The sequence below is a fragment of the Streptomyces sp. A18 genome, from assembly GCF_059026065.1.
In genome coordinates, this window is sequence record NZ_JBWLKL010000056.1 from 1 (window position 1) to 24,697 (window position 24,697).

At 70.8% G+C, this 24,697-nt stretch carries 23 protein-coding genes and 1 pseudogene; 17 read left to right on the top strand and 7 right to left on the bottom strand.

Features of this window, described 5'->3' with window-relative positions; all coding sequences use genetic code 11:
- From AC5P1C_RS40045 to AC5P1C_RS40085, 9 genes and pseudogenes are all read left to right on the top strand, one after another.
- Nucleotides 1–221 (top strand): annotated as a pseudogene (locus AC5P1C_RS40045) (glucose-1-phosphate cytidylyltransferase); the annotation flags it as partial.
- Nucleotides 218–883 carry a PIG-L deacetylase family protein gene (locus tag AC5P1C_RS40050; protein ID WP_493870919.1) on the top strand — a complete coding sequence of 222 codons (666 nt, stop codon included), beginning with the start codon at nt 218–220 and terminating at the stop codon, nt 881–883. The pseudogene AC5P1C_RS40045 and the gene AC5P1C_RS40050, both read left to right, overlap by 4 nt.
- 3 nt (nt 884–886) lie before the next feature.
- On the top strand, nt 887–1,912 hold the full coding sequence (locus AC5P1C_RS40055) for an NAD-dependent epimerase/dehydratase family protein (protein ID WP_493870920.1): 1,026 nt from the start codon (nt 887–889) through the stop codon (nt 1,910–1,912).
- Nucleotides 1,909–3,183 (top strand): DUF4910 domain-containing protein, encoded by a 1,275-nt coding sequence (locus AC5P1C_RS40060; RefSeq protein ID WP_493870921.1) that lies wholly within the window; start codon nt 1,909–1,911, stop codon nt 3,181–3,183. Before AC5P1C_RS40055 ends, AC5P1C_RS40060 begins: the two co-directional genes overlap by 4 nt.
- Nucleotides 3,180–4,463: a hypothetical protein gene (locus AC5P1C_RS40065; protein WP_493870922.1), complete on the top strand. Its 1,284-nt coding sequence runs from the start codon at nt 3,180–3,182 to the stop codon at nt 4,461–4,463. Before AC5P1C_RS40060 ends, AC5P1C_RS40065 begins: the two co-directional genes overlap by 4 nt.
- Nucleotides 4,460–5,407 (top strand): glycosyltransferase family 2 protein, encoded by a 948-nt coding sequence (locus tag AC5P1C_RS40070; RefSeq protein ID WP_493870923.1) that lies wholly within the window; start codon nt 4,460–4,462, stop codon nt 5,405–5,407. The genes AC5P1C_RS40065 and AC5P1C_RS40070 overlap by 4 nt, the downstream gene beginning before the upstream one ends.
- Nucleotides 5,404–6,642, top strand: coding sequence for a polysaccharide pyruvyl transferase family protein (locus AC5P1C_RS40075; protein ID WP_493870924.1), 1,239 nt, complete (start codon nt 5,404–5,406; stop codon nt 6,640–6,642). Before AC5P1C_RS40070 ends, AC5P1C_RS40075 begins: the two co-directional genes overlap by 4 nt.
- Nucleotides 6,639–7,190 (top strand): dTDP-4-dehydrorhamnose 3,5-epimerase, encoded by a 552-nt coding sequence (gene rfbC / locus AC5P1C_RS40080; RefSeq protein WP_493870925.1) that lies wholly within the window; start codon nt 6,639–6,641, stop codon nt 7,188–7,190. Before AC5P1C_RS40075 ends, rfbC begins: the two co-directional genes overlap by 4 nt.
- A gap of 7 nt (nt 7,191–7,197) precedes the next feature.
- Complete coding sequence (locus AC5P1C_RS40085) at nt 7,198–8,520, top strand: glutamate-1-semialdehyde 2,1-aminomutase (protein WP_493870946.1); 1,323 nt, start codon at nt 7,198–7,200, stop codon at nt 8,518–8,520.
- Nucleotides 8,521–8,572: 52 nt separating this feature from the next.
- On the opposite strand, the gene AC5P1C_RS40090 is transcribed toward AC5P1C_RS40085, so the two are convergent.
- Nucleotides 8,573–9,232 (bottom strand): phosphatase PAP2 family protein, encoded by a 660-nt coding sequence (locus AC5P1C_RS40090; protein WP_493870926.1) that lies wholly within the window; start codon nt 9,230–9,232, stop codon nt 8,573–8,575.
- A 120-nt stretch (nt 9,233–9,352) separates the two neighbouring features.
- Nucleotides 9,353–10,978, bottom strand: coding sequence for a long-chain-fatty-acid--CoA ligase (locus AC5P1C_RS40095; RefSeq protein WP_493870927.1), 1,626 nt, complete (start codon nt 10,976–10,978; stop codon nt 9,353–9,355).
- Between the two features lie 220 nt (nt 10,979–11,198).
- Between AC5P1C_RS40095 and AC5P1C_RS40100 the strand changes: the two genes are divergently transcribed.
- Nucleotides 11,199–12,368, top strand: a complete 1,170-nt coding sequence (locus AC5P1C_RS40100; protein ID WP_493870928.1) for a TetR/AcrR family transcriptional regulator — start codon at nt 11,199–11,201, stop codon at nt 12,366–12,368.
- An 82-nt stretch (nt 12,369–12,450) separates the two neighbouring features.
- Here the strand turns inward: AC5P1C_RS40100 and AC5P1C_RS40105 are convergent, their stop codons facing one another.
- The gene (locus AC5P1C_RS40105) at nt 12,451–13,659 is read right to left on the bottom strand and encodes an oxygenase MpaB family protein (RefSeq protein WP_493870929.1); all 1,209 of its coding nucleotides are present in this window, start codon (nt 13,657–13,659) and stop codon (nt 12,451–12,453) included.
- A gap of 337 nt (nt 13,660–13,996) precedes the next feature.
- On the opposite strand from AC5P1C_RS40105, the gene AC5P1C_RS40110 reads away from it, so the two are divergent.
- Nucleotides 13,997–15,160 (top strand): acyl-CoA dehydrogenase family protein, encoded by a 1,164-nt coding sequence (locus AC5P1C_RS40110; protein WP_493870930.1) that lies wholly within the window; start codon nt 13,997–13,999, stop codon nt 15,158–15,160.
- Nucleotides 15,161–15,292: 132 nt separating this feature from the next.
- Entirely contained in the window at nt 15,293–16,057 is a 765-nt protein-coding gene (locus AC5P1C_RS40115) for a hypothetical protein (RefSeq protein WP_493870931.1), read from the top strand.
- A gap of 61 nt (nt 16,058–16,118) precedes the next feature.
- Here the strand turns inward: AC5P1C_RS40115 and AC5P1C_RS40120 are convergent, their stop codons facing one another.
- A complete protein-coding gene (locus AC5P1C_RS40120; protein ID WP_493870932.1) occupies nt 16,119–16,808 on the bottom strand; it encodes an alpha/beta hydrolase in 690 nt (229 codons plus the stop codon).
- A 436-nt stretch (nt 16,809–17,244) separates the two neighbouring features.
- Here AC5P1C_RS40120 and AC5P1C_RS40125 point away from each other — a divergent pair, with 436 nt between their 5' ends.
- Nucleotides 17,245–17,631, top strand: a complete 387-nt coding sequence (locus tag AC5P1C_RS40125) for a hypothetical protein (RefSeq protein WP_493870933.1) — start codon at nt 17,245–17,247, stop codon at nt 17,629–17,631.
- A gap of 84 nt (nt 17,632–17,715) precedes the next feature.
- Here the strand turns inward: AC5P1C_RS40125 and AC5P1C_RS40130 are convergent, their stop codons facing one another.
- From AC5P1C_RS40130 to AC5P1C_RS40140, 3 genes are all read right to left on the bottom strand, one after another.
- On the bottom strand, nt 17,716–19,836 hold the full coding sequence (locus tag AC5P1C_RS40130; RefSeq protein ID WP_493870934.1) for an MMPL family transporter: 2,121 nt from the start codon (nt 19,834–19,836) through the stop codon (nt 17,716–17,718).
- A gap of 200 nt (nt 19,837–20,036) precedes the next feature.
- Nucleotides 20,037–20,351 carry a hypothetical protein gene (locus AC5P1C_RS40135; protein ID WP_493870935.1) on the bottom strand — a complete coding sequence of 105 codons (315 nt, stop codon included), beginning with the start codon at nt 20,349–20,351 and terminating at the stop codon, nt 20,037–20,039.
- Nucleotides 20,348–20,749, bottom strand: a complete 402-nt coding sequence (locus AC5P1C_RS40140) for an ArsR/SmtB family transcription factor (protein ID WP_493870936.1) — start codon at nt 20,747–20,749, stop codon at nt 20,348–20,350. The genes AC5P1C_RS40135 and AC5P1C_RS40140 overlap by 4 nt, the downstream gene beginning before the upstream one ends.
- A 215-nt stretch (nt 20,750–20,964) precedes the next feature.
- Between AC5P1C_RS40140 and AC5P1C_RS40145 the strand changes: the two genes are divergently transcribed.
- The 4 genes from AC5P1C_RS40145 to AC5P1C_RS40160 all read left to right on the top strand — a co-directional run bounded on the left by AC5P1C_RS40145 (nt 20,965) and on the right by AC5P1C_RS40160 (nt 24,586).
- Nucleotides 20,965–22,308 carry a hemolysin family protein gene (locus AC5P1C_RS40145; protein WP_493870947.1) on the top strand — a complete coding sequence of 448 codons (1,344 nt, stop codon included), beginning with the start codon at nt 20,965–20,967 and terminating at the stop codon, nt 22,306–22,308.
- Nucleotides 22,305–23,327, top strand: coding sequence for a CNNM domain-containing protein (locus AC5P1C_RS40150; RefSeq protein ID WP_493870937.1), 1,023 nt, complete (start codon nt 22,305–22,307; stop codon nt 23,325–23,327). Before AC5P1C_RS40145 ends, AC5P1C_RS40150 begins: the two co-directional genes overlap by 4 nt.
- A gap of 150 nt (nt 23,328–23,477) precedes the next feature.
- A complete protein-coding gene (locus AC5P1C_RS40155) occupies nt 23,478–23,846 on the top strand; it encodes a GNAT family N-acetyltransferase (RefSeq protein WP_493870938.1) in 369 nt (122 codons plus the stop codon).
- Nucleotides 23,847–23,908: 62 nt separating this feature from the next.
- A complete protein-coding gene (locus AC5P1C_RS40160) occupies nt 23,909–24,586 on the top strand; it encodes a hypothetical protein (protein WP_493870939.1) in 678 nt (225 codons plus the stop codon).
- The last annotated feature ends 111 nt before the right edge of the window (nt 24,587–24,697 follow it).

Consider the following 24,697-nt stretch of genomic DNA (forward strand, 5'->3'; position numbering starts at 1 on the left):
TCCGCCAGGAGATCTTCGACCACATCCCGGAGGACGGGGACCTGGTCGCCGACGGATGTTCCCGCCTCGCCAAGCAGGGACGCCTGGTGGCGCACCAGCACCGCGGCTTCTGGAAGCCGACCGACACCGTGAAGGAACGGGCCGCGCTCGACGACGCGTACGCCAGGGGCGAGCGCCCGTGGGCCGTGTGGGAACGGGACGGCGCGGGGGTGCGGGCGTGATCCGGCTCGGGGCCCCCGGGGGCCTTGACCGGATCGTCGCGGTGGGCGCGCACTGTGACGACATCGCCATCGGCGCGGGCGGCACGCTCCTGACACTGTGCCGCGCACGGCCGGGCATCCGCGTCGACGCGCTCGTCCTTTCGGGCGGTGGCAGCGAGCGGGAGCAGGAGGAGCAGGCCGCGCTCACCGCCTTCTGCCCGGGTGCCGACCTGCGGCTCACCGTGCTCAAGCTGCCGGACGGCCGGCTGCCGGTGCACTGGGAAGAGGCCAAGGCCGCCGTCGAGGAGCTGCGCGGGCAGACCGAGCCGGATCTGGTCCTCGCTCCACGTACCGACGACGCGCACCAGGATCACCGCGGCCTGGCGCAGCTGATGCCCACCGCGTTCCGCGACCACCTGGTCCTCGGCTACGAGATCGTCAAGTGGGACGGCGATCTCGGCCGGATGACGGCGTACCAGCCGCTGTCACCGGAGATCGCCGAACAGAAGGTGCGGCTGCTGCAGGAGCACTACCCCTCGCAGCGGCACCGTCCTTGGTACGACCAGGAGGCGTTCCTCGGCCTCGCGCGGATCCGCGGCATCGAATGCCACGCGCGCTACGCCGAGGCGTTCGCCGCCACCAAACTCACGCTCGATCTCGGCACTTCTGAACTGGGGGAATGAACCTTGCGCGTACTGCTGACCGGACACCAGGGCTATCTGGGCACCGTGATGGCCCCTGTCCTCGCGGCCGCCGGGCACGAGGTCATCGGCCTCGACTCCGGCCTGTTCGCCGACTGCGTCCTCGGCCCGCCGCCCGCGGACCCGTCGGGGCACCGGGTGGACCTTCGGGACGTCACGGCCGACCACGTGGCCGGGGTGGACGCCGTGATCCACCTGGCCGCGCTCTCCAACGACCCGCTGGGATCGCTCGCGCCGGAGCTCACCTACGACATCAACCACCACGCGTCCGTACGCCTCGCCCGGCTTGCCCGCGAAGCCGGAGCGCGGCGCTTCCTGTACGCGTCGACCTGCTCGGTCTACGGCGCCGCCGGCGGCGACGACCTGGTGGCCGAGGACGCACCGCTGCGCCCGGTGACGCCCTACGCGGAGTCCAAGGTGCGGGTGGAGGACGACCTGCACGCGCTGGCCGACGGCGACTTCAGCCCGGTGTTCATGCGCAACGCCACCGCCTTCGGCTACTCGCCCCGGCTGCGCGCCGACATCGTGCTGAACAACCTGGTGGGCCACGCGCTGTTGTCCGGTGAGGTGTTGGTGCTCTCCGACGGCACCCCCTGGCGCCCGCTGGTGCACGCCGTCGACATCGCACGGGCCTTCACCGCCGCGCTGTCCGCGCCACAAGAGGCGGTGCACGACCGGGCGTTCAACATCGGCAGCGAGATCAACAACGTCACGGTCGCCGAGATCGCCGAGCAGGTCGCCGAGGCGGTGTCAGGATCGAAGGTGGTGATCACTGGGGAGACCGGCGCCGACCCGCGCTCCTACCGGGTGGACTTCTCCCGGTTCCGGGACGCGATCCCCGGCTTCGACTGCGAGTGGACGGTAAAGCAGGGCGCGCTCGAACTCGCCGACAACTACCGTGAGTTCGGCCTGACCCAGGAGGACTTCGAGCGACGCTTCACCCGGCTCGCCGTCCTGCGTGCGGCGTCCGAAGCAGGCGACGTCGACGCCACCCTGCGGCGGAACCGATGACCTCGGTGGGCGAAGAGATGCAGGCTCTGGTGGAGCGGCTGTACCCGCTCTGCCGGAGCATCACCGGCGACGGTGTGCGCGCCACCCTGGGGATCGTCGGCCAGTACGTCCCGCTGCGGGTGCACGAGATACCGACAGGGACGCAGGTGCTCGACTGGACGGTGCCGCAGGAGTGGAACATCCGGGACGCGTACATCGCCGACGCCGCGGGCAACCGCGTCGTCGACTTCGCCGAGTCCAGCCTGCACGTGCTCGGCTACAGCGTGCCGGTGTCGCGGACCATGCCACTGGCCGAACTGCGCGAACACCTGCACACCCTGCCGGACCACCCGAGCTGGGTGCCGTACCGCACCAGTTACTACAAGCCGGAATGGGGATTCTGCCTGGCCCAGGAGACCCTGGACGCGCTGCCGGACGGCGACTACGAGGTGCGCGTCGACTCCACGCTCGCGGACGGCCACCTCACGTACGCCGAGCACGTGATCCCCGGGCAGGTCCCCGACGAGGTGATCGTCTCCTGCCACGTCTGCCACCCGTCGCTGGCCAACGACAACCTCGCCGGCATCGCGGTGGCGACGTTCCTGGCCCGCGCCCTGGCCCAGGAAACCCCGTACTACACCTACCGGTTCATCTACGCGCCCGGCACCATCGGCGCGATCACCTGGCTGGCCCGCAACAGGGAGCGGATGGCGCAGATCAAGCACGGTCTCGTGCTGGCCTGCGCCGGTGACTCGGGGCAGCTCACGTACAAACAGAGCAGGCGCGGCGACGCGGAGATCGACCGGGTGCTGCGGCATGTCCTCGCCTCATCCGAACGCCCGCACCGCGTCGCCGAGTTCACTCCCTATGGCTACGACGAGAGGCAGTACTGCTCGCCCGGTTTCGACCTCGGCGTGGGCTCCCTCAGCAGGACCCCGTACGCCGACTACCCCGAGTACCACACCTCGGCGGACAACCCGGACTTCGTCTCCCCGGAGGCGATGGCGGACACGCTCGCCGTCTGCCGCGAGGCGTTCGCCGTACTCGACCGCAACCGGACCTACACCAACCTCAGCCCGTTCGGCGAACCACAGCTGGGCAGGCGGGGGTTGTACGCATCGCTCGGCGGGCGCAGCGACGCGCAGCAGGCCCAGATGGCCATGCTCTGGGTGCTCAACCTCTCCGACGGCGAGCACAGTCTGCTCGACGTCGCCGAGCGGGCAGGGCTGCCGTTCGACACCGTCGCCGCCGCGGCCGAGGCCCTGCACGGCGCCGGGCTGATCAAGGCATGACGCCGATGACCACCGACGGGGAGAAGCGGACCGCCAAGCGGGCCATGGTCGGCCGACTGTCCTGGGGCCTTGCCGACCAGGCGGCCTCCAGCATCTCCAACTTCGCGGTGGGGATCTACGTGGCACGCTCCCTCGGGCTTGCCGCGTTCGGCGTGTTCAGCCTGGCCTGGGTGACGTACGGCGTGGTGCTCAGTGTGTCCCGCGGCCTTGCCACCGACCCGCTCGTGGTGCGCTTCAGCGGTGTGTCCGAGGCGTCCTGGCGCGGGGCGGTGGCCCGGTCGTCGGGCACCGCGCTCGTCGTCGGCGGTGCCATCGGCGCGGTGTGTGTGGTGGCCGGTCCTGTCATGGGCGGCAGCGTGGGGCCCGCGTTCACCGCCCTCGGCATCGTGCTGCCGGGGCTGCTCCTTCAGGACGCCTGGCGGTACTCGTTCTTCGCCGCGGGCGCCGGGCGCAAGGCGTTCGTCAACGACGTCGTGTGGGGCCTGGCGCTCATCCCGGCCATGGTGGTGGCGGCCCGCGCCGACAACGTGGCCGCCTTCGTGCTCGCCTGGGGCGGGTCCGCCACGGTGGCCGCGGTGTACGGCTGCCTCCAGTCCGGCATCCGGCCACGCCTGACAGGTGCGCGCGAGTGGCTCCGCGAACAGCGCGACCTCGGTACCCGGTACATGGTTGAGAACGTCAGCACCAGCGGCGCGTCCCAGCTGCGGGCCTACGGGCTCGGCGCGATCGTCGGGGTCAGTGCCGTGGGTGTGGTCCGGGGTGCCGAGCTCCTGCTCGGCCCGTTCCTCGCCGTGCTGATGGGGCTCACGCTGGTCACCGTCGCGGAGGCCGCACGGATGCTGCGGCAGGCCCCGCACCGTTTGGGCAGGTTCTGCCTCCAACTGGGCGGCGGGCAGGCCGCCGCCGCGCTGCTCTGGGGCGCGGCGCTGCTCCTCGTACCGGACCGGGGCGGCGAGCTCGTACTCGGTGACGTCTGGCAGGCCGCGTCGGAGCTCATCGTGCCGGCCACGCTCAGCGTCGCGGGCGCGGGCCTCGGCAGCGGCGCCGCTGCCGGGCTCCGCGCGCTCGGCGCGGCCCGCCTCAGCCTGCGCTGCCAGCTGATCGCCTCCGGCTGCTACGTCGTCGGCGGGCTCGGCGGGGCGGTCGTGGGCGGCACGATCGGCTCGGCCTGGGGCGTCGCATCCGCGTCCCTCTGCGGCTCCGCCGTGTGGTGGCTGCAACTGCGGTCCGCCCTGCGCGAGCGCCGCCACAACCCCATCCCCGAAGTGAGGACGTCATGACCGCCCAACCCCGGCTGAGCATCGGCCTGCCCGTGTACAACGGCGAGGAGTATCTGGCCGAATCGCTCGACGCCCTGCTCGGCCAGACCTACGAGGACTTCGAACTGGTCATCTGCGACAACTCCTCGACCGACGGCACCCAGGACATCTGCCGCAAGTACGCGGCACAGGACTCGCGCATCCGGTACATCCGGCTGCTGAAGAACATCGGCGCCGCGCCGAACCACAACTACGTGTTCACCCAGTGCCGCGGCGAGCTGTTCAAGTGGGCCTCGCACGACGACCTGTACGCCCGGGACCTGCTGCGGCGCTGCGTGGATGCCCTCGACGAGCGGCCCGACGTGATCCTCGCGCACACCGACCAGGCGGTCATCGACGGCCAAGGCCAGGTGAAGGTCCCCTACGCGTACACGCTCGCCACCGACTCGCCGCGCGCGCCCGAGCGCTTCCGCAGCATGCTGTTCGAGCCGGGCGGCGACGACTTCTACGGGGTGATGCGCGCCGACGTGCTGCGCCGCGTGAAGCCGCACGACAGCTATCACCACGCGGACCGCACCTTCGTCGCCGAGATCGCCCTGCACGGACCCTTCCACCAGGTGCCCGAACTGCTGTACTTCCGCCGCGACCATCCCGCCCGCGCCGAGCGGGCGAACCCCTCCAAGCGCTCCCGGTGCGTCAACCTGGACCCGCGCCGGGCGGGCCCGCTGCACCCGACGCCCCGGCTGCTCGCCGAGTACGTCTGGGGTTTCGCGTCGGCGATCCGGCGGGCGCCGTTGTCCACGGCCGACCGGAGCGCCTGCTACCGGCACTTGGCCGCCTGGATGACCAGCCGCGTCCGGCCGGGCGCCGGTGAGCGGGTCGAGGACCGCGCCCCGGTCGACCCGGCCAAGCTCACCGTCTCCGTCGACGCCCTGGTCGCCGGGCGTGAAGGGCGGCAGGCATGACGTCCGAGCGCAAGGCGCCGGTGCGCGTCGGGGTGTTCGGTCTGCTCGGCTCCGGCAACGTCGGCAACAACGGATCGCTCGAGGCCGTGCTCGGATACCTCCGCGCCGAGCACCCGGAGGCGGTCGTGGACGCGCTGTGCGGCGGACCCGAGGACATCGCGACCCGGTACCGGATCCCCGCGACGCGGCTGAACTGGTACAGCGGGGAGTACCGGACCGCCTCACGCGCGGGCGCGATCGCGGCCAAGGGCGCGGGCAAGCTCGTCGACGCCGTCCGCACCGCCGTCTGGGTGCGCCGGCACGACGTGGTGATCGTGCCGGGCACGGGCGTCCTGGAGGCCACGCTGCCGTTGCGGCCCTGGGGCTTCCCGTACTCGCTGTTCCTGCTCTGTGCGACCGGCAGGCTCTTCGGCACCCGGGTCGCGCTGGTCAGTGTGGGCGCCGCCGCGATCGGCAGCAGGCCGACCCGGACGCTGGTGCGCTGGTCGGCGCGGCTCGCCGCGTACCGGTCGTTCCGCGATGCCATGTCCCGCGACGCGATGCGGACGATGGGTGTGGACACCGCGCGCGACGAGGTCTACGAGGACCTCGTGTTCGCCCTGCCGACGCCGCGGGCGAGCGTGCCTTCCGGGCCGCCGGGCACGGTCTGCGTCGGCGTCATGGCCTTCCACGGCAGCAACGACGAGCGCGCCAGGGCGCAGGAGATCCACCGGCGCTACCTCGACGGGACGACGCGGTTCGTCCGCGCGCTGGTCGAGGACGGCAGGCCGGTCCGGCTGCTCACCGGTGACGAACTCGACCGGCCGGTGGTCGACGCGATCCTCGACGCGGTGGACTCGCCGCTGGTCACCGCCGCCGACGCGGCCTCGCTCGACGACCTGATGAAGGAGATGGCGGCCGCCGACACCGTGGTGGCGACCCGGTACCACAACCTGGTCTGCGCGCTGAAGGTCGGTACGCCGACCCTCGCACTCAGCTACTCGGCGAAGAGCGACGTGCTCATGGCGCAGATGGGTCTCGCCGCGTACTGCCACCAGGCTCGCGAGGCCGACGCCGACCGGCTGTACGAGCAGTTCCAGGCACTGGAGCAGAGTTCGGCGGAGGTGCGGCGGACCATCTCCGAGCGGAACCTGACCGTCGCCCGGCGCATCGAGGAGCAGTTCACCGCCTTGACCGCGGCCCTGTTCCCGGCGGCCACCCCCACTCACCCCCACGTCCGCCAGGAGCCCGTATGAAGGTGACCGAAGTCCCGGCGATCGACGGCGCGTACCTGTTCGAGCCGACGCCGTACGCCGACGAGCGCGGCTTCTTCTGCCGCACCTTCGACGCCGACGTGGTGCGCTCGGTGGGCCTCGACCCGGACGCCTTCGTCCAGGACAGCGTGTCCCGCTCGGTCCGGGGCGTGCTGCGCGGCATGCACCTGCGCTCCGGCGCGGGCGAGGCCAAGCTCGTGCGCTGCTCGTACGGGAAGGTCTTCGACGTCGTCGTGGACCTGCGGCCGGACTCGCCGACCTACCGCAGCCAGGCCCACTTCGAGCTGTCCGGCCAGACGCAGCTGACCCTGTACGTCCCGGCGGGGTGCGCGCACGGCTTCCAGGCCCTGACCGAGACCGCCGACGTCTCGTACCGGATCGACCGCCCGCACGATCCGGCCGAGGACGTGACGATCGCCTTCGACGACCCGGAGCTCGCCATTCCCTGGCCGCTGCCTGCCCGGTCGATGTCCGAGCGGGACCGGAAGGCACCGAGCCTCGCCGAGGTCCTGAAGCAGAAAGAGAGCTGAAGTGGCCGTGGAAACAGAAGAGTTGAGCCTTCCCCGGTCGCGGGCCGCGAACGAACGGCTGCACGCCATGATCCCCGGGGGCGCGCACACCTACGCCAAGGGCGACGACCAGTACCCCGAGGACCTGGCCCCGGTCATCAGCCACGGCCACGGTGCCCACGTATGGGACGTCGACGGCAACCGCTACATCGAGTACGGCTCCGGCCTGCGGTCGGTCAGCCTCGGTCACGCCCACCCACGCGTGATCGAAGCGGTGCGGCGTGAACTCGACCGCGGCAGCAACTTCGTGCGGCCGTCCATCGTGGAGGTGGATGCCGCGGAACGCTTCCTGGCCACCGTGCCGACCGCCGAGATGGTGAAGTTCGCGAAGAACGGCTCGGACGTCACCACCGCAGCGGTGCGCCTCGCCCGCGCCGTCACCGGGCGCCCGCGGGTGGCCATCTGCGGCGACCATCCGTTCTTCTCCGTGGACGACTGGTTCATCGGCACCACGCCGATGTCCGCCGGTATCCCGGCGTCGACCACCGAGCTCACCGTGGCGTTTCCGTACGGGGATCTGGCCGCGACGGAAGAGCTTCTGACCCGGTATCAGGACGAGGTCGCCTGCCTGATCCTGGAACCTGCCCACACGGAGCCTCCCCCCGGCTACCTGGCCGGTCTGCGCGAGCTCGCCGACCGGCACGGCTGCGTACTGATCTTCGACGAGATGATCACCGGCTTGCGCTGGTCGGAGGCGGGCGCCCAGGGCCTGTACGGCGTCGTCCCCGACCTCTCCACGTTCGGCAAGGCGCTGGGCAATGGATTCGCCGTCTCCGCGCTGGCCGGGCGCCGCGAGCTGATGGAGCGGGGCGGGCTGCGTCACTCCGGCGGCCGGGTGTTCCTGCTGTCCACCACGCACGGTGCGGAGACGCACTCCCTGGCGGCCGCGATGGCCGTGCAGACCACTTACGTCGAGGAGGGCATCACCGCACAACTCCACGCCCTCGGCGACCGGTTGGCCTCCGGTGTCCGTGAGGCCGCGGCCGGCATGGGCGTCGGTGACCACGTCGTCGTCCGGGGCCGGGCCAGCAACCTGGTCTTCGCCACCCTCGACGAGAACCGGCAGCCGTCACAGGAGTACCGCACCCTGTTCCTGCGACGGCTCCTCGCCGGCGGGGTCCTTGCCCCGTCGTTCGTGGTGAGCAGCGCGCTCGACGACGCCGACATCGAGCGCACCGTCGATGTGGTGGCCCAGGCATGTGCCGTGTACCGCAAGGCACTTGATGCTTCGGATCCCACTCCGTGGCTGGCCGGGCGGCCGGTGAAGCCAGTGTTCCGGCGCTTGGCGTGACGCGTGACGTGACGCATGGCGTGACGCGTGACGTGAAGTACGTGACGTGACGTCAGCGGGGCCGATTCCCACCGGCGTCGGCCATCCGGTCGACCAGCCACGCGGTCGCCGGTACCACCGCAAGCGCGGTGCACCAGCCGCCGAGGACATCCGTCGGGTAGTGCGCGCCCAGAGCGACCTGCGCCCAGCCCATGACGGCGCCGACGACCAGCGCCACGGCGAGCACGAGTGACGTACCGGCCGCCCTGCCGAGGCCGAGCCTGCGGGTCGCGAGCAGCGCCGCCACCAGGGCGAGCGCGGTGACGAAGGCGGTGTGCCCGCTCGGGTAGGACAGGTGGTCGCCGTGGATGGTGCGTCCCGCCAGGGGCTTGAGCAGTGTCGTCGTCCCCACGGTCGCGCCGGCGCCGACCACGACGAGCGCCGCCGCGCGAGGACGCCGAAGCAGCAGGCAGCCCGCCACGGCGGCCACGACCAGCAACGCGGCTCCGGTCGGCTCACCCAAGAAGTCCGTGGCCAGAGCGACGTTCCGCAACGGCGGCCGCACCGTGTCCGCCGTCGGATCGACGAACCACCTGTCCACCCTGCCGGGCTCGCTGTGACCGGCGTACAGGGCCCCGACGGCGACGACCGTCAGCCCGGCGATGGCCGCGACAAGTCCGAGCCACGCGCGCAGCGTTGCGGGCAGCAGCGGGGACGCTGGCCGGCCCGTCACGCGCCCACCCCGGTGACCGCAGGTCCGGGCACACCGAACCGCACACCGTCGCAGACCATCAGGCGCCACCCTCCCCACCAACAGGCCCCCGTCGTGGCTGACTCGGCCCGCGCGGGAACCTTAGCCAACCATCCGGTCGTGCAAACCGGCCTCACCCTCCGCCTGTTCCCGCGCGCGTGCCGCGTCCTGGGTGCGGAGCAACGGCTTGACCACCTTGCCGCCCGCGTTGCGGGGAAGCTCGGTGAGCAGGACGAGGTCCTTGGGCCGCTTGAACGACGCGAGCCTTCCTTCGAGGAACCCGGTCAGCTCGGGCAGCGAAAGGCCGGTTCCCGGGGCGGCGGTGACGTAGGCGACCGGCACCTGGCCCCAGCGCTCGTCGGGCCTGCCGATCACTGCGACCTCCCGTACCGAGGGGTGTGCGGCGACGGCGTTCTCCAACTCGGCGCAGTAGATGTTCTCGCCGCCGCTGATGATCATGTCCTTCTTGCGGTCGACCACCCAGATGAAGCCCTCGTCGTCCTGCTTGACCAGGTCACCGGAGTGGAACCAGCCTCCCTCGAAGGCCTCCGCCGTTTCCGCCGGCTTCTTCCAGTACCCCTGCGTCAGCATGGGCCCGCGGTAGACGATCTCACCGACCTCGCCCACGGCGACATCGTTCATGCCCGCGTCGACGACGCGGTACTGGATGCCCGGGATCGGCCGGCCGACCGAGCCGAGCTTGCGCAGCGAGTCCTCCCCACGGAGCACGCAGGTGATCGGCGAGGTCTCGGTCTGACCGAACACGGCCACGTTGAGCGCGGCGGGGAACTTCTCGCCCATCGCGCGCAGGGTCGCGTCGCTCGCGGGGGCGGCTCCCCAGCTGATGATCCGCAGCTTCAGGTCACGTTTGTCGATGTCGGCCTCGGCGCAGAGCAGGTCCCACTGCTGGGGAACGTTGAACACGACCGTGGCGCCCTCGCGTTCGTATGCGTCGAGGACCGCCTGCGGGTCGAAGGCGCCCAGCGGATGGATCACGACCGTGCTGCCGACCACGAAGTTCGCCACGATCGAGCCCAGGCCCGCGATGTGGAAGAAGGGCGCCGTCAGGAAGCCGACGTCGGAGTCGTCGAACATCTCCATCGCCCGGATGCAGGTGATCGCCTGCACCTGCATGTTGCGATGGGACAGCATGACCCCCTTCGGTCGGCCGGTGGTGCCCGAGGTGTACATGATCAGCGCGGTCGACTCCTCGCTGATGTCGGGCAGTTCCATCGGCTCGTACGCCGAGAGGAACTCCTCGTACGAGGTGTGGGCCTCCTCGGTCTCTGTCCCGGTCCCAGCCGACCCGCCGATGACTATGACCGTGCCGATCGACGCGGCGTTCGGCACGGCACGGAGCAGCGGCAGGAGCCGTGCGTCGACGACGATCGCCGAAGGGGTGCAGTCGGTCAGGACGTGGTCGAGTTCCAGCGGCGCGAGCCGGAAGCCGAGCGGCACGGCCATGGCCCCCAGACTGTTCGCCGCGAACACGCTCTCCACGAACCACGGATGGTTCAGCGTGAGCATGGCCACGCGGTCGCCCGCGGCGACCCCTCGGTCCGCGAGCGCGGCGGCGAGTTGCAGCGAACGCCGCGACAACTGCGCCCAGGTAGTGGTCTGCCCGAGGTGGCGCAACGCGGGCTTGTCGGGGCGCGTCAGCGCGTGGGCGGCCGCCTGGGACATCCAGTGGTGCCGGAAGGACCAGGCGGGGGCCGTGTCCGTCGACATGGGCGACTCCTAGGTGTCGAATCAATGGGTGTCGCTGCGGCAGTGTGCCTGTCAATGCAGCGGGCAGAGAAGTGTCGTGGAGCATTTTGTTAATGGGGAATCACATGGGTCGCACCTCGGTCCGCCTGCCGCGCACTCCGCACACAGGTGGCCCAGGGGGCGGCCCGACGTGTGATTGACTGGGCCGTATGGGCCCGTATCCGCATACATCTGTCCGGTCATGACCGTCGAGTCGACCTCGGCCCCGGCCACTCGCCCCCGCAACCGCAAGCAGCTCATCGTCGAGGCGGCCGGCCGGCTCTTCAGCGAACGCGGCTACCACGCCGCGTCCATGGAGGAGATCGCCGTCGGCGTGGGCATCACTGCCGCGGCCCTGTACCGGCACTTCCCGAACAAGTACGCACTGTTCTCCGAGTGCGCGCACGCCATGGTGGACCGGCTCGTCGCCGTGCTCGACGACATGCCGCCCGAGGCGGACTCGGCGGAGGTGCTCACCGCCCTCATCCGCGTCACTCTGGCGCATCGCGCGTCGGGCGGCGTGTACCGGTGGGAGGCCAGGTACCTCGACCGCGAGGACCGTCGGCTCCTCCGGGCGAAGTTCGCGCAGGTCGTCGGCCGGGTGAGCGAGACGGTGCGGCGCGAGTGTCCGTCGGTCGACGAGGAACTGCGGGTCGACGCGGCGCTCGGTGCCATCGGGTCCATCACCATGCATCACACCTCCATTGCTCAACGTCGGGTCGAGGAACTGCTGTTGGCGTGCGCCCTGCGGGTAGTCGCGACCGACCCCGTGCCGGCCACCGGGAGCACGCGCTCCGTCCGGCTGCCGGCTCTGCCGGTGCCGCGCTCACGGCGCGCGGAGATCCTCGCGGCCGCCGTCCCGCTGTTCGCCCGGGACGGGTTCGTCAACGTCACGAACGGCCAGATCGCTCGGGCGGTGGGGCTTGCTCCCTCCGCGCTCTACCGTCACTACCCGGGCAAGGCCGACATCCTGGCGGCGGCGTGCCTCCAGGCGGCGGGGCTGCTGGCTCAGGCGGTGGACCAGAGCCTGCACGAGGTGACCGATCCGCGCGAGGCCGTCGTCGCGCTGGCGGCGACGTACGTGGCCTACAGCTTCGAGCACACCGCGCTCACGAGTGTCGCCGAAGCCGAGTTCGTCGGCCTGCCGGCCGACCAGCGGCGCCCCTTGCTCCTGGCACAGCGTGAGCACATCGCCGTCTGGGAGCGGCAGTTGCGACTGGTCCGCCCGGAGCTTGACCCGCGTCAGGCCCGAGTCCTGGTGCACGCCGGGTTCGGCGTGGTGGTCGAGGCAGGGCGGAGACTGCGGTGGCAGGACGGCCCCGACCACCGAGCCGCCGTGACCGGTCTCGTCGTGCGTGCCCTGGGCCTCTGACCTGGCTCGTGAGACCGCGCGGATGCCCGTCCTGCGGCTGGTGTGCCACGGGCGGGGGCATCCGCGCGATCGGCCCGGCGGCTCAGGAGTTCGCCCTGTTCCCCGTCGGGATCACGATGGGGGTGGTCTGGCCCGAGCTGCCGTTGTTCAGGAACGCCATGGCCAAGGCGCGGACGAACTGGTCGAACATGTAGAAGGCGCCCGGCGCGACGGGCGACAGACCTTCCCGGAAGAGGATGAAGGCCGGCCACGCGGTGCGGATCAGGGCCGCCGCGGCGTAGTCGCGCTTCAGTCCGAGCCAGTCGCCGATCTCGTGGCTCAGGACGTAGCGTACGAACTCGTTGAGGAAGCCGCGCGTGACACCCAGGTCGACCTCGGCGGTCAACCCCAGCAGATCCTCGGCCAGTTCGATGCCCTCGGTCGTCGGGGACAGGATCGGCGTGAGCACCTGACCCGACTGCGCTTCCGCGTCGGCCCACGTCTTGGGGATGTACTCGTCCCGTACGCCGAGCAGGTGCAGGGCGACCTGCCAGCTGTGCAGGAAGGCCTCCTGGTCCGCGGCCGAGAACGGGACCTTCCAGTCGAGCAGCTTCCTGCGCACGTAGGTGCCCAGGCTGTGGAAGGTGACCAGGATGTCGGCGTTGCTGATCGGGATCTCCTGGTCCGATACCGCCGACCAGTGGGGTGACTGCGGCAGCAGGTGACGCACCGCGGCGTGCACCAGACGTGTCTTGTTGGCGGTGACGACGAACTGGCCCGTCGGCTCGAAGCCCTTCAACTGGGCCAGGTCGTAGCCGAACGTGAACGTCTTGGCCGCGCGGTCCTTCATGTCGGCGCCGCCCGCCGACCAGTAGACGCTCTTGGCCTCCCGCGGGATCACGGTGCTCATGATCCCGCTGCCGAGGCCGTAGAGGACGAAGAGGTAGGTGTCCTTGCGGCGGTTGAAGTCGGCGGCGCGCGCCAGCTTGGCAGGATCCGCCCAGGATGGCAGCTTGTTGACCGTCTTCAGGTACGCGGTGAGGTCGGCCGGGAGGCCGCTGGGCAGCGGGTCGTTGTTGTTCACCCACGACTCCATCGCGGTGTTGACCGCCGGAATCCGGCCCTTGGTGAGCAGTGAGGCCACCAACTGGTCCACCTCGTCGTCCCACACGTACTCCGGGTCGGTGCCGGTGCCGGCTCCGGCGACCGAGCCCGTCGAGGGCCACGCCCACGCGTCGGTGGTGCCCGCCGCGCCCACGAGGCCCAAAGCGGCGCCGAGCGACAGTGCTCTTCTGCGACTGAGATTGTGCATTTACTTACTCGCCTTCCTGGTAGGACGGGCGGCCCATCACGCCTCACAGGGCTGGGAGTTGCTGCCACCTCCAAGGTTCAATGCTTGTTCCAGGATGTGATTTCTGATTAACATAGCGAGGTGCGCTGCCGTCGACAAGAGAGTCGACGTGACCTCCGAATCGATCCAGCCCCGTACGACCCGAGGAGTCCGCATGACCACGGATCAGGTCTCACCGTGGAACTACCCCCTCTCCCTCGGGGTCGGCGATGGGCTGCCGGGCGGCGTGGCGGCCGTGGCGTGAAGCCCGTGCTTTTTCCCGGTCGTTGACAGCTTTCGCTACTCGTTGGGAGTCCTGATGGCCGGTGCGATCTCCGCTGAACGGTCGCTGTACGACAATGACCACGAACTCCTGCGGGAGACGGTGCGTGCGTTCGTCGACAAGCACGCCTCGCCGCACGCCGAGCGGTGGCGGGCCGAGGGCAAGGTCGACCGCGACCTCTTCCAGGAGGCCGCCCGAGCCGGGATCCTCGGCTTCAACATCCCCGAGGAGTACGGCGGCGGCGGGGCCACCGACTTCCGCTTCAACGCGGTGATCGGCGAGGAGTTCTCCCGTCATCCGGCGTCGGACGGCCTCGCCGGGGTGAGTCTGTCCAACGACATCGTCGTGCCCTACTTCACCTCCCTGACCGACGACGAGCAGAAGGCCCGCTGGCTGCCCGGCATCGCTGCCGGGACGCTCGTCGTCGCGGTCGCGATGACCGAGCCCGGAACCGGGAGTGACCTGGCCGGCATCGCCACCACAGCGGTCCGCGACGGCGACGACTATCTGGTCAACGGCAGCAAGGTCTTCATCTCCAACGGCCAGAACGCCGACCTGGTCGTCACCGCGGTACGGACCGGCCCGGACCGCCACGGCGGGATCAGCCTGCTGGTGGTCGAGGCCGACAGGCCCGGCTTCTCGCGTGGCCGCAACCTGGAGAAGATCGGCCTGCACGCACAGGACACCAGCGAGTTGTTCTTCCAGGACGTCCGCGTGCCGGCCGCCAATCTGCTCGGCGACGAAGGCTCCGGCTTCAAGGCCCTGATGCGTAATCTTCCCCAGGAAAGGATCTCGATCGCGGCCAACGCCGTGGCTTCGATCGAGGGCGTACTGGAGCGGACCGTGGAGTACGTCAGGGAGCGCAAGGCGTTCGGCCGGACCGTCGGATCATTCCAGAACACCCGTTTCCAACTGGCCGACATGGTCACCACCGCCCGCGTGGGCCGCACCTACATCGACGATCTCCTCGCCAGGCACTCCCGCGGTGAACTGAGCGCCGTGGACGCCGCGTCGGCGAAGTTCTGGGCCACGGAGAGTTACGTCGACATCGTCGGTCGCTGCCTGCAACTGCACGGCGCCTACGGCTACATGCTCGAGTACCGCATCGCCCACGACTACCTCGACTCGCGCATCGCCACCATCTATGGAGGCACCACGGAGATCATGAAGGAGATCGTCGCCCGCGACCTGGGTCTCTAGGCGGGCCGCGCCGCGGCGACCGTGCCGAGGCCGTGAAGAGTCCAAGTCCGGCTTCGCGTTCGTCCATGGTGGCCCTTCTCCGGAGGGCGTACAAACGGCTCCTGTCTGATCCCCCGCAGAGAGGAACAGCACATGTCCGTCTCGACCCTTCGTCGATGTGCCGCGCTCGGCGCGGCAGCGGCGCTGTTGATGATCACTCCTGGACCGGCGCACGCGGACGTCGGAGGCGGGAATGTCTCGGTGAGCTGGGAGTTGCCCGGCGCCCCGGCCTCCGGGCTGACCGACATCACGTACCCGATCACCGTCAACTCCGCGACGGCCCACCGGAGCGGGATCTACTTCGCCCAGCAGTTCGGCTTCACCAACGCCGCGGACGTCGGTTACACGGGCCTGCAGCCGCGCGAGAACAGCGGGGGCGCGGAGAGGCTTTCCGCCCGCTTCTCCAGCTTCGTCGCGGGAACGACGACGTCCGACCCGCTCTGCCACGAGGGAGCCGACGGCGGGCCCGGCGTCACCTGCGCGGTGGACTTCGACGCCGTCTACGGCCACCGCTACGACATCGAGGTCGAGCGCAGCGGAAGCGATACGTGGACCGGTACGGCGGTGGACACGGTCAGTGGCAAGGAGACGCACCTGGGCACGTGGACGCTGCCGACGGGCAGCGGCAATCTGCGCGGTTCCCAGGGCGGTTTCGTGGAGTACTACGCGGGGATCCCCAGCTGTGCGCAGATGCCCAGGGCCGACGTGGTCTTCGGCGGCCCCACGTCCACAAACGCGGGCGGCCTGAACGGCACGAGCAGAGCCAACTACGAGTACAGCGACTGCGTCGGCGAATCCGACTACCGGGCCGAGAACCAAGGTTCGGGTACGCACATCACCCGCGGTTACGTCTCGTGAGGACCGACGGCTACGCCACCCGCTCCGAGGGGCGCGTGGGCGGCCGTACGCCGTCGCTGTCTCACCAGGACGTACTGGCGGGGGGAAACTGATCGGAGACGACGGAAGGGAGCTCCGCGAGGTCCAGGACTCCGGCGACCGCCTTTCCGGTCAGCTCATGCCAGGCGGCGGCCCGGCTCAGCATGGCGTGGCCGCTGCCGGACATCAGGACGGTGGCCGCCTCGGCGCCCGCTGCGGCGGCCCGCGCGGCGAAGTCCATGGAGGCCCTCGGATCGGTCGTACGGTCCTTGTCGCCGTGCAGCAGCACCACGCGACGGCCGCGCAGATGCGCGACCGGCTCCCCGGCGGGGCACCAGGGGGCGAGGGCGACCACCCCTCGCACCAGCGGGTCCCCGGCGGCCCGCAGCGCGGCGCGGGCCCCCATCGAATGCCCCACCAGGACGGTCGGCACCTCTCCGGCGAGTTCCTCCAGCTCGCGCAGGGCTTGGCGGGCGTCCTGCGCCGCGTCCTCGCGCTCGCCGTTCCAGCCCCGGTGGCGATAGCGCACCCGCGCCATCAGCACGTCGCCTCCCGCGGTGGACCGCCGGATCGCGGCCTCGAAGAGCCGCAGTCGGACGCCCGGCAGATTCCACGGTGGGGGCGTCGCGGTCCCGTGCTCGCGGCCGCCGTGCAGCAGGAGCACAGCGGCACGTGGGTTCTCGACCCGCCTGCCCGGCTGCAACGCCGAGTGGGGGCCATCACGGAAGGGCACAGGGACTCCTCGACATGTCGGTGACCGGCCGGACGCGGCGGACGTGGGTGATTCGGAGCCGCGTCGGTGCCGGATGGGTCGTCGTACGGCACGGTCGGTTCCGCGGCGGCCGTCCGCCGACCCTGACGCCCAGTGTGCCCGCCTCGCGGCGGGCAGCCGGGTGGAGGCGGCGCCGGGGGCATCCGGGCGGAGGAGGGTCGTGCCTCGACGTTCCGCCGGGAGCGCTCGTGTCCGCCGCCACCTCCGTGCGTCCGGGGTCCCTCACAACCCTCGGACACCAGTGATTCGTCGGCGAGGGCGGGACGGATTGGCCGTCGTTGCCAACCTTGGAGACGATCGGGCGAAGCCGCGTAACCGACGATCTCGCCCTCACGTTTGTCCGCCGGGGCCCGGCCTGTCAGGCCGGGCCATGACGAAGGCTTGAGGGTCACTGATCATGCACGACATCACCAGGAAGATCGCCGCGGGGATCGGCGCCATGGCCGCGGCGATCGGCTGTGTCATCGTCTCGGGGCCGCCGGCGGTGGCCGACGGCAAGTGGTGCAACCACTCGGTCTGCATCGAGACCTACGACAGCGGCACCTACCTCGGCAGGGTCGAGGTGTCGGTCACCAACACCAACCGGCCGAACCGGATCAGCGCGCGCGTATGGACCACCGACGGCTGGAGCGCCAACACCAAGGTGGAGGACGTGGACGCGTTCAGGACCTACCGCGACCAGGCCTACCCGCAGCGCCACTTCCCCGCGGGCACCCGCCTGTGCGCGGAGGGCTTCCGCGGCGGCGACAGCGTGGGCCTGCCCTGCGTGACCATCACCGGCTGACCCGGTAGCGGCTCAGCCGTACTCCTGCGAACCAGCGCACGGCGTCGGGCGCCTCGTCGGGGCGAGCGGCGGCGCGGAGGCCGCTCAGACCGGCTCGCGTGCCGGGTCCGGCGTCGTGCGCGCCGTACCGTCCTGCCCGGTGGCCCTGGACCTGCGCAGGTCGTGGAAGAGGCGGCCCGGCCACCAGAACCAGTGGCCCAGGTCCAGGGCCAGGGCCGGCACCAGGACCGTACGGACCAGGAAGGTGTCGAGCAGGACGCCGATGCCGACCAGGACGCCCATCTGCGCCATCGTCACCAGCGGAAGTCCGGCGAAGACCGCGAACGTCGCGGCCAGCACGATGCCCGCCGAGGTGATCACTCCGCCCGTGCTGGTCAGGCCCTCCAGGACGCCGCGGCCGTGGCCCAGACGTGCCGCCTCCTCCTTGACGCGGTGCATCAGGAAGATGTTGTAGTCGATGCCGAGCGCGACCAGGAAGACGAAGCCCATCAAGGGGATCGACCAGTCGACGCCCGCGAAGCCGAGCACGCTCTCGAAGAGCACGTTCGACGCGCCCAGGGCCGCGAAGAAGGACAGGACGACCGTGGCCAGCAGGAGGAGCGGGGCGACCAGGGACCGCAGCAGCCAGATCAGTACGCCGAGCACCACCAGGAGGACGATCGGGATGACCGTCCGCAGGTCGCGGTCCGCGGCCCGCTGGGTGTCCAGGGTCTGCGCCGTGGTGCCGCCGACCATGGCGTCCGCGCCGTCGACCGTGTGCACGGCGTCCCGGAGCGCGTCGACGGTCTTCTTGGCGGACTCGCTGTCCGGGGTGTCCTTCAACACCACCGAGAGTTGGGTGAGTTCGCCGCCGGGGGAGCGCTCGCCGCTCGTGACCCGGGCGACCCCCTCGACCTCGGACGCGGCCGAACGCACCTGTGCCGTCCGCCCCGTGTTCGTGACGATCTTCGCGGGGTCGGAGGAGCCCGAAGGGTAGTGGGCGGAGATCTTCTCCTGGGCGACGACCGACTCGGGCTTGTCCTGGAACATCTCGGACTGCGTGAGGCCCATGTTGATACCGAAGGCGCTCAGCGCCAGGACGCCCGTGACGGCGACGGACATCAGCCATGACCAGCGGGGGCGCCGTGCGACGGCGGTGCCGATGCGGGACCAGACGGTGTGCTCCTTGCGCGCGGGCGTGCCGTGCCTGGGTACGAACGGCCAGAAGACCCAGCGGCCCGCGACGACGAGCAGCGCGGGCAGGACGGTGATCATCGCGAAGAGCGCGCAGACCACGCCGACGGCGCCCACCAGGCCCAGGGAGCGTGAGGAGTTGATGTCGGCGAAGGCCAGACAGGCGAGGCCGACCGCGATGGTCCCGGCCGACGCGATGATCGCCGGACCCGAGCGGCGCAGCGCGGTCTCCATCGCCTTGTGCCGGTCCTCCTGGCGGTGCAACTCCTCGCGGTAGCGGGCGATGAGCAACAGGGCGTAGTCGGTGCCGACGCCGAAGACGAGCACCATGAGGACGCCCGCGCTCTGCGGGTCCACGGGCAGGTCCGCGTACTTGGCGAGCAGATACGTGCCGACCTGGGTGAGGACGGCGGCGAAGCCGACCGCGATCAGCGGGAACAGCCACAGGATCGGGCTGCGGTACGTGATGAGGAGCAGGACGGCGACGACGATCCCGGTGGCGATCATCAGCGTCGAGTCGAGGGTGTCGAAGACGGCCACCTGGTCGGTGAGCGAGGCGGCGGGCCCGCCGACCTCGACGTCCACGCCCGGTGGCGCGTGCGCGCCGGCGATCTCGCGCAGTTCGTCGACCTTGTCGGTCAGGTCGTCGTCGGCGGTGGACATCGGGACCAGGAGGAGCTGGGCCTCGCCGTCGTCCGAGGGCATCGGCGGCGAGACCTGCTCGCCCTTGGCGGTGAACTCCGCGAAGGGAGCCCGGTCGGCGGCGGCCACCCGCTCGCTCACGCCTTCGCCGGTGTAGACGACGACGGCCGGCATGAGGGTGTCGTCACGGAACTCCTCCAGCTCCGTGTTGACCTGCGCGGACTCGGCGCCGCGCGGCAGGAAGGCGTTGGCGCTCGTGTCCTCGACGTCGCCGAGCTTCCCGGCCAGCGGGCCGAGGGCCATGGCGAGGATCAGCCAGGCGGCGAGGACCAGCCATTTGGGGCGCCGGCCCGAGGGGGTGGCGGCGACGCGCTGGAGCAGCGGACGCATGAGTAGTCTCCTTCAGTGTGGTGCGCGCCGCCGGTCGGTGACCGGCACGGGGCGCACGGGGCCCGCACCACGGCGCTGTAGGTGTGATGACCTGCCGTGGCGTACGGGTGGGTGTGTGAGTCCGGGCCACTTGGCCCGGGGTGTGTGCCGCAGTGGTACGGCCGGGAGTTGCCGCTCCCGGCCGTACCCGCGTGTCGGTGCTATTCGATCTCGCGCATCATCTTCTCCATGGAGCCGACGGAGTGGCGGGTCTGCGCCAGCTCCTCCCGGGTCTGCTTCATCTCCTCGATGGAGCGCCGGTGCAGTTCCACGTTGTCCTCGAGCAGCTGCGCGTACTTCGAGGCCAGTGCCTTGTACTGCTCCTCGCGGGCGGCGAGCATCCGGGCCCGCCAGGTGGCGGCGACCTGCCAGACGATCACGATCAGCAGAAGGAAGAAGCCGGCCGCGCCGACGCCCCCGACCCATGCGCCCACGGCGTCGCCTCCGTCCGCGAGGGTCACCAGTTGTCCGTTCACTTCGCTTCCTCTTTCTTGGCTTTCTCGGCCTGGTCGGCTTCAGCGGATTTGGTGGCTTCCGCGGATTCTCTGGGGCGGGTCTCGGAGAGGGTCAAGACCGCCCTGGCGAACAGCTGCGGCGTCAACTCGTAGAGAAACGGCGCCACTTCGAAGTACTTCATGGACTTGCCGTCCTCGGCGACCTCCAGCGACCCGATGACGAGGCCGGCGGCCTCGAGCAGTTTCAGGTGCATGTGCAGCAGCGGACGGCCCATGCCGATCTCGCGGGCGAGGGCGCTGACGTAATTGCGGCGCTCGGTGAGCGCCGCGACGATCCGCATGCGGTGCGGATTGCCCAGCGCGCTGAGTGCCTTCAGCAGCTCGTCGCCCGTCGGTTCCGGGTTCGGGACCTCGGCCATCGCGGCCTCTCTCTCGTGCCTGTCAAGAAAATCTGACATGAGGCTCCGCTACCTGTCAAAGATTCCTGACACATCTCAGGGTTAGATGGGGGATCCGGGAGTACTCGGCAGGCGCCGCCGTCGCGTATGACCCCTCGGCTTTGCGATTCTTTTACAGTGGGTGTAGTAGTTAGCCGTGACCGGCACGCCCCTTCATCGGAACGGAGCCACTGTTGCTGTCCGCCGTACTCGGTCTGCTCGCCGTCCTGGTCCTGACCGCGGGCACCGGCTACTTCGTCGCGCAGGAGTTCGCGTACGTGGCCGCGGACCGCCTCGCGCTCGCCCGCGAGGCGGAAGCGGGTGACCGGCGGGCGGGCCGGGCCGTGCAGGTCCTCGAGCGGCTCTCGTTCATGCTGTCGGGCGCCCAGCTGGGCATCACCGTCACCGGTCTGGTCGTCGGCTTCCTCGCCGAGCCGTCCGTGTCCGGGCTCCTGAAGCCCGTCCTGGACGGCACCGGCCTCTCGGACGGGGTCGTCTCCGCCCTGTCCGTGGTCCTCGGCTTCGTCGTCGCCACCGTGCTCCAGATGGTCCTCGGCGAGCTCGCGCCCAAGAACCTCGCGCTCGCCGTGCCCGACCGGCTCGCGAAGTCGCTGGCCGGCTCCACGCTGGCGTACCTGAAGGTCGTCGGCCCCGTCGTCCGTGTCTTCGACGGCGCGGCCAACCGGCTGCTGCGCCGCATCGGCATCGAGCCCGTCGAGGAACTGCACCACGGCGCCACCCTCGAAGAGCTCAGCCACCTCATCGGCGAGTCCCACGAGCACGGCCGGCTGCCGCGGGAGAGTGCCGAACTCCTCGATCACGCGCTTGAGTTCTCCGAGCGCACACTGGGCGAGGTGATGGTGCCGCGGGCCGACGTCACCTTCGTGCGCAAGGACGCCACGGCGGACGAGGCCGTGCGGCTCATCGCCCGGCACGGCCACTCGAACTACCCCGTCATGGGCGACCACCCGGACGACGTCGCGGGCGTCATCGGGGTGCGCGAGCTGATGCGGCTGCCCGCCACCCGCTTCGACCGCACCACGGCCGGCGAACAGGCAAGGCGCCCCCTGCTGCTGCCCGACACCCTGCCGCTGCCGGGCGCGGTGGCGCAGATGCGCGAGCGGGACGACGAGTTCGCGGTCGTCCTCGACGAGCACGGGGGCGTGGCGGGCATCGTGACGTACGAGGACATCGCCGAGGAACTGGTCGGGGACATCGCCGACGAGTCCGACACCGTCGTCGAGCTCGCGGTCGCGGACGGCGGCGGCTGGCTCGTCGACGCGGGCCGCCGCCTGGACGAGGTGGCCGCCGCGACCGGCATCGACCTGCCCGAGGAGGACGACTACGACACCGTGGCCGGGCTCATCGTGGACCGGCTGGGCCGCTTCCCGGCCATCGCCGACCGCCTGACCGTGGAGCTGTCCGACGGCAGCCGCGCCACCGTCGCCGTGCTCGGCCTGGACCGCCACGTGCCCGAGCGCGTACGGATCGAGCGCCTGCCGGTGGCGGACGCGCCGACCGCCGAGGAGGCATCCGCGTGAGCTTCCCCATGGCCCTCTTCGTCACCGTCCTGCTGCTGATCGCCAGCGGCTTCTTCGTCGCCGCGGAGTTCGCGCTCGTCGCCGCCAAGCGGCACCGCATGGAGCGTGCGGTCGCCGCCGGGCAGCGCGGCGCCAAGTCCGCGCTCGCGGGCATGCGGGAACTGTCCCTGATGCTCGCCGGGGCCCAACTCGGCATCACCGTCTGCACCTTGGGCCTCGGCTCGGTCTCCAAGCCCGCCATCTCCCACGCGATCGACCCGCTCCTGGAGAAGCTCGGCCTGCCCGCCGGGCTCAGCTACGGCATCGCCTTCGCGCTCGCCATGGTCGTCGTGGTGTTCCTGCACATGGTCGTCGGCGAAATGGCCCCCAAGTCCTGGGCCATCGCCCACCCCGAGCGCTCGGCGATGCTGCTCACCCCGCCGTTCCGCGCCGTGGTCAAGGTCGTACGGCCGCTGCTCACCGTCCTCAACAAGGTCAGCAACGCGCTCGTACGGCTGTGCAAGGTCCCCCCGCGCGACGAACTCACCTCGGTGCACAACCGCGAGCAACTCGCGCACCTGGTCGAGGAGTCGTGGCGGCTCGGACTCATCAGCGACGCCGACTCCGGGCTCATCACCACCTCGCTCACCGCGCCCCTGACCGCCGTCGGCGACCTCCAGACCGCGGTCGCGCAGATCACGTCCGTACCGGCCGACGCGACCATCGACGAGGTCCTGGAGGTGACCGCGGCGAGCGACCGCACCCGGCTGCTCGTCAGGGAAGGCGCCACCGTCCTCGGCTCGGTGCACGCCCGTGACGCCCTGGTCGCCCGCGCCCGGAGCCGCGCCCTGACCGCACGCGAACTGGCGCGCCCCGTCCCCGAACTCGCGGCCGACGACACCATCGCCCACGCCGTCGAGGAACTGCGCAGGCGCCGCGCGTCGCTCGCCGTCCTCTGCGACGCATCGGGCCGGCTCACCGGCCTGGTCAGCCTGGACGACCTGCTCGCCCGCCTCATGGAACCGCGGCAGCCCGCCTGATGGCCGCCACGAGCCACCCCTCCGGAGATGAAATGCCACTCCGTACGGGGATATGCGGATGTCGTGGACCGGGGCTACTGTGCTCGCCATGTCCCGTGCCGACGCCGTCACGCATGGTCACCGGGCGGTCCGCGTGAGCGCGGCGCCGCGGTGAGACTCCGAAGACCGCGTCCTGCGTGCGCGCAGGCGGTCGTCTACCGGTCCGCACCGCCGGCCGTGGCGGCAGGCCAGCAGGCCATCACGCTCCTGGACGGCAAGGGCCGCGCCATCGGGCACCTCGACTACCGCGTGTGTCACCCGTGCGGCACCGCACACGTCAACACCATCGCGATCGCCGGGCCTTGGCAGGGCATGGGCCTGGGACGCGAGGCCTTCCATCACGCCACGGACCCCTGGTCCGCGTACGCGTGGACCACGTCCCGGCAGTCCGCCGACGGCCGGAAGTTCTTCGCCGCGATGGCGGAGGAGACGGGCATGGAATTCGTGCCGGGAGCGGTGGGGTGCCCGCACCTCCTGTGAGGGGCGCCCGTGCTGCGAGGGGGCCTGTCGTCGCGCGGAAGGCGCGCGATAGCGTCGCCGCCGTGACGATCGACGCGCGTGGGACCACCACCAACTCCACCGGAAACGCGACGGTGTCCGCCGGACGAGGACGAACGGCGCGACGCGTCGCCGACGCCGTCGTCCTCCTGACGCCGCCCCTCCTGTTCGTGGTGCCGGTGCTGTTGATCCGGGCCGGGCTGATCGACGACGGTTTCCTCTTCCTCAACCTGGTCTCGCTCGGCATCAGCGGACTGGTCGCGGCTTACGCCCACATGGGCTGGCGCGCCCGCGCGCACGACGACGACCTGCTGTCCGCGTACACCCTGACCGGGCGGCACACAGTCGACCTCGCCCGGCTCACCAAGGTCGGCCGCCTCCTGGTGCCCGGCGCCCGCGTGGACGACCGGCTGATCCTCACCGACGCGCACGGCGTGCGGGTCGTCGTCGACAAGCTCGCGGGCGGCGACGGCACGGTCGACACCATGGTCCGCAGGGCTCTGCTGCGCAGGCCGCAGGGTACGGGTGTGATCGTGTCGGACCTCGCCGCCGAACGCCTCGACCTGCGGACGGAGGTGAGCCGTCCGCACGGCCGCCTCAAGGCGGGCCGCAAGGTCCGCGAGGGGCTCATCGGATGGCTTCCCCTGCTCTCGGCTCTCGCGTTCGCGCCGGTGACCATCGGCCTGTTGGTGGCCGCCTTCCTGCTCTCGGGCGTCGACTGAGGCTCAATGGGGCTCAATGGGGCTCAAGGCCCAGGTCCGCCAGGCATGGCAGGCCGCTGACCGGGCACTCGGGGACCGGGCGCGTACCGCGCGCCCATTGTCCTGGGAGGA

What these genes read in the sequence shown, in the direction of transcription:
- AC5P1C_RS40060 (WP_493870921.1), top strand. Translation starts at nt 1,909, where the DNA reads ATGACCTCGGTGGGCGAAGAGATGCAGGCTCTGGTGGAGCGGCTGTAC.
- AC5P1C_RS40065 (WP_493870922.1), top strand. Translation starts at nt 3,180, where the DNA reads ATGACGCCGATGACCACCGACGGGGAGAAGCGGACCGCCAAGCGGGCC.
- AC5P1C_RS40070 (WP_493870923.1), top strand. Translation starts at nt 4,460, where the DNA reads ATGACCGCCCAACCCCGGCTGAGCATCGGCCTGCCCGTGTACAACGGC.
- AC5P1C_RS40075 (WP_493870924.1), top strand. Translation starts at nt 5,404, where the DNA reads ATGACGTCCGAGCGCAAGGCGCCGGTGCGCGTCGGGGTGTTCGGTCTG.
- rfbC (WP_493870925.1), top strand. Translation starts at nt 6,639, where the DNA reads ATGAAGGTGACCGAAGTCCCGGCGATCGACGGCGCGTACCTGTTCGAG.
- AC5P1C_RS40095 (WP_493870927.1), bottom strand. Translation starts at nt 10,978, where the DNA reads ATGTCGACGGACACGGCCCCCGCCTGGTCCTTCCGGCACCACTGGATG.
- AC5P1C_RS40100 (WP_493870928.1), top strand. Translation starts at nt 11,199, where the DNA reads ATGACCGTCGAGTCGACCTCGGCCCCGGCCACTCGCCCCCGCAACCGC.
- AC5P1C_RS40105 (WP_493870929.1), bottom strand. Translation starts at nt 13,659, where the DNA reads ATGCACAATCTCAGTCGCAGAAGAGCACTGTCGCTCGGCGCCGCTTTG.
- AC5P1C_RS40110 (WP_493870930.1), top strand. Translation starts at nt 13,997, where the DNA reads ATGGCCGGTGCGATCTCCGCTGAACGGTCGCTGTACGACAATGACCAC.
- AC5P1C_RS40115 (WP_493870931.1), top strand. Translation starts at nt 15,293, where the DNA reads ATGTCCGTCTCGACCCTTCGTCGATGTGCCGCGCTCGGCGCGGCAGCG.
- AC5P1C_RS40125 (WP_493870933.1), top strand. Translation starts at nt 17,245, where the DNA reads ATGCACGACATCACCAGGAAGATCGCCGCGGGGATCGGCGCCATGGCC.
- AC5P1C_RS40130 (WP_493870934.1), bottom strand. Translation starts at nt 19,836, where the DNA reads ATGCGTCCGCTGCTCCAGCGCGTCGCCGCCACCCCCTCGGGCCGGCGC.
- AC5P1C_RS40140 (WP_493870936.1), bottom strand. Translation starts at nt 20,749, where the DNA reads ATGGCCGAGGTCCCGAACCCGGAACCGACGGGCGACGAGCTGCTGAAG.